3 protein-coding genes are annotated in these 9,020 nt (G+C 57.4%); 2 read left to right on the top strand and 1 reads right to left on the bottom strand.

Annotated elements, in window-relative coordinates; all coding sequences use genetic code 11:
- The first annotated feature begins 353 nt into the window (after positions 1-353).
- Together SO139_RS26600 and SO139_RS26605 are read left to right on the top strand one after the other, a co-directional pair.
- Positions 354-5,924 carry a trifunctional serine/threonine-protein kinase/ATP-binding protein/sensor histidine kinase gene (locus SO139_RS26600; protein WP_498540919.1) on the top strand — a complete coding sequence of 1,857 codons (5,571 nt, stop codon included), beginning with the start codon at positions 354-356 and terminating at the stop codon, positions 5,922-5,924.
- Between the two features lie 1,118 nt (positions 5,925-7,042).
- The gene (locus SO139_RS26605; protein WP_498540920.1) at positions 7,043-7,804 is read left to right on the top strand and encodes a GSU2403 family nucleotidyltransferase fold protein; all 762 of its coding nucleotides are present in this window, start codon (positions 7,043-7,045) and stop codon (positions 7,802-7,804) included.
- A 729-nt stretch (positions 7,805-8,533) separates the two neighbouring features.
- Here SO139_RS26605 and SO139_RS26610 read toward each other — a convergent pair.
- Positions 8,534-9,020: IS30 family transposase (locus tag SO139_RS26610; RefSeq protein ID WP_498540921.1), on the bottom strand; the 487-nt coding region annotated here is incomplete at its 5' end.

Here is a 9,020-nt window from a genome sequence, read left to right on the forward strand (position 1 = left end):
TCTCGCGGTCGCACTCGCGGCGCCTTGAAAGCGGCATTGGGCACTCGTCGAGCGGATCACGTTTGGATCGTGCATCAAGTCATGTCCCTTGCGAGAGCGGTGCAAGCGATGATGAATTCTTGCGGGCCGCAATCGCCTCATGGTTGTATCTCAAACCAATGCGAGAAGTGGGCGAATGGCGCACCGTCCTTGCGTTTCTGAGGGCGGCTTCCTCCCGTGCAGGATTAGCGTCCCACCTCGGATCGCTACAGATAAAGGGAGATCCGAGAGGCTCGTCAGCGAGCAGAAATTGTCATGTTGCGTAATATATGGCAGGTTCTAACTGAGCGTAATATCATCGACCGGACGGTCGAATGTCGCAGGAAAAGCCGCCTCAGTTCGACATGGAAAGACATGACGATTCGGCGGTCCTCTGGGAAGACGGTGATTGCGTCTTCTGCCGCGCATGGCGTCGGACCGCAGATGGTGGCCGACAACCAGTTCTAATTGTGCGACCGGCTACATTGCATCCTCCGCGTGCTGCGCTTGACCGCCTGGCTCATGAATATGAACTAGGGGAACGGCTCGGGGGGAAATGGGCGGTGCGGCCCCTGGAGCTAGTCCGCGACGGTGGCCGAACCACTCTGGTTCTGGAGGATCCGGCCGGTGAACCCCTGGTTCACTTGCTGGGCGCACCTCTGGAGTTGGACTGCTTTCTGGGACTGGCGGTTAGCATTACGGCAACTCTCGGTAGTATTCACCGGAGCGGCTTGGTCCATAGAGACGTGAAGCCGGCGCATATTCTGGTGAATTGTCCAGACGGAGAGGCCCGGTTCACCGGCTTTGGTCTTGCTTCGCGTCACCCGCGCGAGCGGCAGGCGAGCGAACCGCCCGAGTTCATCGCGGGCACACTGCCCTACATGGCGCCCGAACAGACGGGACGAATGAACCGTTCGATCGATTCCCGCAGTGACCTCTACTCACTCGGCGTCACGTTCTACGAGATGCTCACAGGTGCCTTGCCGTTCGCCGCGTTAGACCCAATGGAGTGGTTCCATTGTCATATCGCGAGAAAACCAATAGCACCGAGCGACAAATCCGAAAGCATCCCGGAGCAGCTCTCCCAGATAGTGATGAGGTTGCTGGCCAAGGCCGCGGAGGATCGTTATCAGACGGCCGCCGGCCTCGAGCACGATCTTCGGCGCTGTCTCGTCGAATGGTCAAGCTACCGATGTATCGAACCATTTGAGCTAGGCGAACAGGATACACCAGATCGCCTGCTGATCCCCGAGAAGCTCTACGGGAGAGGCTCCGAGATCGAAGCGCTGCTCGCCGCTTTCGATCGAGTCGTCAAGAGTGGCGCGCCAGGGTTGGTACTTGTCGCCGGCTACTCCGGCATCGGCAAGTCGTCCGTCGTCCATGAGCTGCATAAAGCTTTAGTGCCCTCGCGCGGGGTCTTCGCGTCCGGCAAATTTGATCAATTCAAGCGCGACATTCCCTACGCGACGCTAGTTCAGGCGTTTCAGGGTGTTGTCCGGCCTCTTCTCGGCAAAAGTGACGCTGAGCTCGCGATCTGGCGCACCGCACTCCTGGATGCGCTTGGTCCGAACGGACGGCTGATGACAGACCTAATTCCCGACCTACGGCTGATCATCGGCGAACAGCCTGCCGTTCCGGAGCTTCCGCCCCAGCAAGCGCAAACTCGATTCCAGCTGGTATTTCGCCGGTTTGTCGGCGTCTTCGCCCGCCAGCACCATCCGTTGGTGATCTTCTTGGACGATTTGCAGTGGTTCGATGCGGCAACACTTGACATGCTCGAGCATCTCCTGACAGAGGCCGATTTGCAACTGCTGCTCATCGGTGCGTATCGGAGTAACGAGGTTGATTCCAGCCATCCTCTGAAACGCAAACTCGATAGCATTAGCAGCGCGGGCAGGAACGTGGAAGAGATCACGCTTCTGCCACTCACCCCCCGGCATGTCGAGCAGCTGGTCGCGGATGCATTTCGCTGCGAGCCGAAGCGCGCAGCACCACTCGCGCAGCTGGTTCACCAGAAGACTGTGGGCAATCCGTTCTTTGTCATTCAGTTCATTTCTGCACTTGCCGAAGAAGAGCTGTTGACCTTCGATCACAACGCGGCGCGCTGGTCTTGGGATCTCGAACGCATCCACGAAAAGGGGTACACCGATAACGTAGTGGACCTGATGGTCGGGAAACTCACCCGCCTACCAGCCGCAACGCAGAACGCGATACAGCAACTCGCCTGTTTCGGTAACATCGCCGAAACATCGGAACTTTCAATTGTTTTCGGGACTTCCAAGGCGCGGGTGCACGCGCTTCTATGGCCGGCGATCCATCAGGATCTAGTCGAGCGGCACGCAGACACGTACAGCTTCATTCACGATCGAATTCAGGAGGCGGCCTACTCGTTGGTCCCGGAGGAATCGCGCGCTCCAGCTCATCTGCGGATTGGCCGGATGCTCGCGGCACATACATCTCCGGAGAGCCGTCGCGCGGCTATCTTTAATATTGTTAATCAGCTCAATCGAGGTCTGTCCCTAATAACCTCCAGTAAGGAGCGGGAGCAGCTCGCAGAATTCAACCTGATCGCCGGCCAGCGTGCCAAAGCGTCCGCAGCTTACGCATCTGCGCTCACATACCTGATCGCCGGTATTGCGCTGCTCGCGAAAGACTCGTGGCTAAATCAACGCGACTTAACCTTCGCACTGGAGCTGAACCGGTCCGAATGCGAATTCCTGACCGGCGAGCTGGATGCCGCGGAGGAGCGCCTATCCGCGCTTTCCAGGCGTGGTATGGATGCGGTCGAACAAGCCAGTGTAGCCTGCTTGCGAATCGATCTGTATCTAACGCGCGGCGACCTCGAGCGCGCGGTGGCGGTGGGTCTCGATTATCTGCGCGGCGTCGGGCTTGAATGGTCGCCACGTCCAACGAAGGAGGAGGCTCTATCCGAATATCAGCTGATGTGGTCCAAGATCACTGATGGCCAGATTGAAAGGATAGCAGATCTGCCTTTAATGAAAGACGAGACGTGCCTTGCTATTTTAACGGTCTTGACGCGGATCCTTCCTCCCGCGGTATTTACTGATGCCAACCTGTCCACGTTAGTCATATGCCGAGCGGTGAATCTTAGCCTCGACTACGGCAACTCTGATGCTTCGTGCGCACACTACGCTTGGCTTAACAGGGTCTTAGGTGGCCGCTTCGGCGATTATCAGGCGGCTTATCGATTTGGTCTGCTCGCCTGCGATCTCGTCGATCGTCACGGGTTGAGCCGCTTTCAGGCTCCGGTCTATCTAGCCGTCGGATCGACTGTGATCCCTTGGACCAAACACCGGGGCAGTCGCGATTTGATATCGCGATCGTTGAAGGCGGCCACTGAAGTCGGCGATCTCATTTATGAGGCCTACAGTCTGGCCCATTTGACTTCAAGCATGATAGCCGAGGGCGATCCTCTGGAAGGTATACAGCGCGAAATAGAGAGAAACCTCGCCGCCGCTCGTAAGATGAAGTTCCGCTTCGCAGCCGACATTATACATCTGCAGCTTGGACTCGTTCGCACCATGCGTGGCCTCACGCGCACATTCGGCTGCTTTGATGACGAAGAAATTGACGAATTGGCTATCGAGCGCTCGCTCGAGCAAGGACCGCAGGCACCCGCCCTTGGTGCCATTTATTGGATCCGTAAGCTCCAGGCGCGTTTCCTAGCCGGTGACTATGTCGCTGCAATCAATGCGAGGTCAAAGGCAGAGCCTCAAATGTGGACCATACCGACAGAAGGCTCAACAGCGGAATTCCACTTCTACGGTGCGCTGTCTCACTCTTGCCATTGCGACGGTTCAGCCGCGAGTGAAGTACAACTGCATCGAGATATCATAAGCGCCCATCACAAACACCTTCAGGCGTGGGCGATGAATTGCCCTGAAAATTTTGAACACCGAGCTGCTTTGGTTTCAGCCGAAATCGCACGGATTGACAATCGTGACGCAGAAGCAATGCGCCTCTACGAACTCTCCATACAATCCGCAGCGGTTAATGGTTTTGTTCACCATGAAGCGATCGCCTGCGAACTTGCGGGGCGGTTTTATGCTGCGCGTGGGTATGAGAGGATCGCAAAGACATATCTGAGAGATGCACGCTTCAACTATTTGCGTTGGGGAGCGGATGGCAAAGTGCGTCAACTTGGCGAGTTGTATCCCTATCTGAATGAGGAGGATGCAACTCGAGCCTTGTCCGGCACAAGCATAGGGGCGCCGATTGAGCATCTCGACCTTGCTACGGTGATCAAAGTCTCGCAGGCGGTTTCTGGTGAGATTGTCCTGCAAAGGCTCATTGATAAGCTCATGCGCACCGCAATTGAGCAGGCCGGTGCCGAGCGAGGTCTTTTGATTTTGCTCCGTGGCAATGAACCGCGGATCGAAGCAGAGGCGACAACGGCCAGTCAATTGCTTCTTGTGCATATGCATGAGCAAGCAGTGACCGCGGCAGCTCTCCCAGAGTCGGTGCTCCATTACGTCATGCGCACCGGTGAAAATGTCATTCTCGATAATGCCGCCGTCCAATCTTCATTTGCTAACGACCCCTATATCCGCGCACGCGGGTCGCGCTCCGTTCTGTGCCTTCCGCTAATCACTCAAGCCAAGCTCATCGGCATGCTCTACCTCGAAAATAACTTGGCGGCTGGCATCTTCGCGCGGGCCCGGAGTTCGGTGCTAAAGCTGCTTGCCTCGCAAGCTGCGATAGCGCTCGAAAACAGCCGTTTGTACCGTGATGTTCAGGAACGTGAAACGAAAATCCGGCGCCTGGTCGACGCCAACATTATCGGAATCTTTTTCTTCAGCCATGAGGGGGACATCCTCGAGGCTAATCATGCCTTTCTCGAGATAGTGGGTTACGACCGAGAGGATCTCGTCGCGGGCCGGATACGCTGGAGCGATCTAACTCCGCCAGACTGGAAAGAGCGCACTGCGCGCGCTCAGACAGAGATCCATTTTACAGGAGCTGTCCAAGCTTACGAAAAGGAGTACGTCCGCAAGGACGGTACTCGCGTCCCGGTGCTGATCGGGGCGGCCGCGTTCAACGAGCAACAAGGTGTCGCTTTTGTCGTCGACTTGACCGAACGCAAGCGGGCGGAAGCCGAAGCCCGCGAAAGCGAGCGGCGGTATCGCGAGACCCTAATCGATCTCGCACACGCCAATCGCCTCACCACAATGGGACAACTGACCGCCTCGATTGCGCATGAAGTCAACCAGCCGATCGCGGGCGTCATCAGCAACGCCGGGGCCGGGCTAAACTGGCTCAATGCTCAGCCGCCTAACTTAGAGCGGGTGCGGCAGACATTCGGTTTGATTATCAGAGATGGTACGCGAGCTGGAGAAATCATCGAACGGATTCGCGCGCTCATCAGGAAGTCGCCTCCAGAGAAGGCCTCTTTGGCGATCAATGATGTGGTGCTTGAAGTTATAGCCATGACTCGCGCAGAGGTGATGAAGAATAGTGTCTCAGTGCAAACGCAACTCGGGGAAGCCTTGCCGCTCATTCTGGCGGATCGAGTTCAACTCCAACAAGTGATTATCAATTTGATCATCAACGCAGCCGAGGCGATGAGCGGAGCAAAGGAGGGAGCGCGGGAGCTGTTGATTAGCACAGCTAGATCTGACTCAACTGGCGTACTAGTCAGCGTGCGAGATTCTGGTCCAGGATTGGGTTCGAATAGTGTGGAGCACCTCTTTGAGGCCTTCTACACCACCAAAGCGCAGGGTATGGGCATGGGCCTAGCCATCTGCCGTTCAATCATCGAGGCCCACGGAGGCCGGATGTGGGCGAGCGCGAAAGAGGCTCGTGGCGCCGTCTTTCAGTTCACGCTGCCTATAGAGCCGGGCGATACCGATCCCGCTCGACATGCCGATGGAATACCAGCTGCATGAGATGCGATGGGGGCGAAAAAAGAGTCTCGGCAAAGTCCGATCGCAAGCGTCCGTGCGGCTTCCAAAACAATCCTGCCCTTGCTCGGTCGACCTTGCCGCCGGGATAAATTGCAGGGGGCCAGTTGGAGCGAATCGAGCTACGTTCCGGCAACGAGGTTTGGCGGGCGTTCCACATTTTCACCTAGCGTTGTCGCGGACCAAGTCTCAAGGGATTTAGCGAAGCCGTCGCGGTTTCGTTGCGCGCGATCGCCGCGAACGCGCAAAGAGAAGCAAAATGCCTTGCGCTTTGGCGCGAATCAGGTGGTGCTGGCTCTTGCGTTCGTGCTTGCACAGCTACAGACGGCGCTCGAGGCTGTCGCATACGCGACCAGCGCCAACCCGCATCTGGGTTGGACACTCCATCAGCCATGTTAAGTGCATCGCTCGCCCTGCCGTTCGGATCCGGCATTCCCATCCGGTTTATCGTCTGGACGAACTGCTGCCTAGAACTGGAGATTCCAGGCGTAGGCTCATCCCGGCGAGGCCGCGCCAATCTTCCTCTTGGCTCGTGTTAAAAGGAAGTACTGGTTGTCAGACCGGTTCACTTCTCCGCGGACGGACTTGGTACGAGCTCTCTTTGATAACTAAGTCATTGAATATATTGTGTATTACGTTATTTCGCGATTTTAATGTAACGGGCTTACTTTATTCCATTGGTTATACTATTTCCGCGAAAACAGTATAACGGGGGCCTGCCATGGCGCAAAGCCAACGTCTCGATATTACATACCAGACGCTCTATTCCGAATTGGTCCAGCGCAGCCTCGACGATAGCTCCACCTCCGACTTCTCTTCGAACGGTCGGTTCGTGGCAGTCGAGGTCAAGGGCAAGAAATATTGGTACTTCGACACGCCCAAGCCCGAAGGCGGCGGCCAGGACCGCCGCTATGTTGGTCCGGTGGACGATTCCGAAATCACCAAGAGGGTCGAGGCGTTCAAGGATTTGAAGGCCGACCCGAAGGGACGTCGCCGTCTCGTCTCCACATTGACGCGAGAGGCCTATCTGCCGCACGCCTTACCAATGACTGGCCAAGTGGTGGAGGCGCTGGCGAAAGGCTGGCTTCTTCCGCATGAGGGGAGTGCTTGTCGGCACAGTTGCCTACCAATGCTACTCCGCCGTGCTCGGCAGGCGGCTCGTTGCGACCGCGATGCAGACCGGCGACGCCGACTTTGCACAGTTTCAGGAAACCTCGGTCGCCATCAAGGACTCCATGCCTCCCATTCTAGAGGTGCTTCGACAGGTTGACACGACCTTCCCGGAGGTTCCTAGCCAGGCCGACGGAAGGGTCTCCACCCAGTTCGTATCGAGGGATAACTCCAAGGTGGAGTTCTTGACGCCGAACCAATGGTCCGATGATCAGGCGGGCAAGCCTGTCCCGATGCAAGCGTTGGGCGGGGCGGCGGCACTTCCGCTCCGTTTCCTTGACTACCTGATCCACCAGCCCATCCGCGCGGTCCTGCTGCATGGTGTGGGCGTGCCGGTTCTCATTTCGTCGCCAGAAAGATACGCCATCCATAAGCTCATCATCGGATCTCGCCGCAAGGAGGATCGCGATGCGACCGCAAAGAGTTCGAAAGATCGGCTTCAATCCAGATCGATCATCGAGGCAATGATTGCGAACCGGCAGCACGCTGATGTCGCCGCCGCGTTTGCGGAAGCATGGGATCGCGGCGATCAATGGAAAGCCGAAATCCGCACCAGCATCGCGACCTACAACGATGACTTCCGAACTTCGCTCCGATCCGAACTAGAGAAGGGCATCACGCAGCTTGGGTTGGACCTGGCCCAATGCGCAACTAAGATCTCCGAAGGGGAAACTTTTACAACGCGATCAAAATGAGTTGCTGATGGCAGCCGAGTAGAGCCTCGATCCGCAGGCGCCACATCGCTTTCGGCCGCAATTGCGGCGGCAGCTTTAGTTTGGCCCCAACGTGATCGGTTCGGCCATGGCTGCACCGCCGACCATGATGTAGCTGTTGGCTTGCCGATCACGCCAACGATCATCGATCGTGACCTGGGTACCGCGGGTGTCATCTCCATGACTATCAGTGGTTCGATGTGCTGCGCGTAGCTTGCAGCTCGTGGGCACAGAAGGACTTCCCCATCAGTTTCCCAAAAACGTGCGGTGCAAACGCAACTTGCGGAAACCTTGCCGCTCAGTCTGGCGGATCGAGCTCGTCTCCAACAAGTGGCTATCAATTTGATCATCAACGCGGCCGGGGCAATGAGCGGAGCAAAGGAGAGAGCGCGGGAGCTCTTGATTAGCACGGCTAGATCTCGCTCGACTGGCATACTGGTCAGAGTGCGACATTCTGGTCCAGGATTGGATTCGAATACCTGCTTCAGGCCTTCACCAAAGCCCAGGATATTGGTATGGGGCTGGCCATCTGTCGTTCAATCATTGAGGCCCAGGGCGTTGGACGGGCTCTCTGGTGAACGGAAGTTGTGGTGACGTCGAGGTGCCCCTTGCATCCCGCATTGGGGGGCGATGTACGCGCGTGTAGGCGGCGCGCCCGATCCAGGATACAGGGCGGATTCAAGCGGTCGTCGCAACACCGATTGTGTTCACTCACGATAGTAACTCGTCAAGCGCCTCTGCCGGCGTTTTCCAACCCAGGGTTTTTCTCGGTCGAGCATTGAGGGCCGCGGCCACGGCGGCGATCTCGTCGGCGCTGTGGACGCTCAGGTCGGTGCCTTTCGGGAAGTACTGACGCAGCAGCCCATTTGTGTTCTCGTTGGTGCCACGCTGCCATGGGCTTTGCGGATCGCAGAAGTAGATTTGGACACCCGCGTCGATCTTAAGACGATCGTGCTGAGCCATTTCAGCTCCCTGATCCCAGGTCAGCGAACGACGCAGCTCTTCGGGCAAGCTGATGATGGTGCGCGTAATCGCGTCGCGCACCGCTTCAGCTCCGTGTCCTGCGAGAGCAGGCCCATTCTTCATGCGCGGAGCTTCGCCATGCCCCGCAAGCCGGGGAAGATGCAGCAACATCGTGAAGCGCGTCGTACGCTCAACCAGCGTGCCGATCGCCGAGCTGCCAAGACCAAGGATGAGG

The sequence above is a fragment of the Bradyrhizobium sp. UFLA05-89 genome, from assembly GCF_059803475.1.

What these genes read in the sequence shown, in the direction of transcription:
- SO139_RS26600 (WP_498540919.1), top strand. Translation starts at nt 354, where the DNA reads ATGTCGCAGGAAAAGCCGCCTCAGTTCGACATGGAAAGACATGACGAT.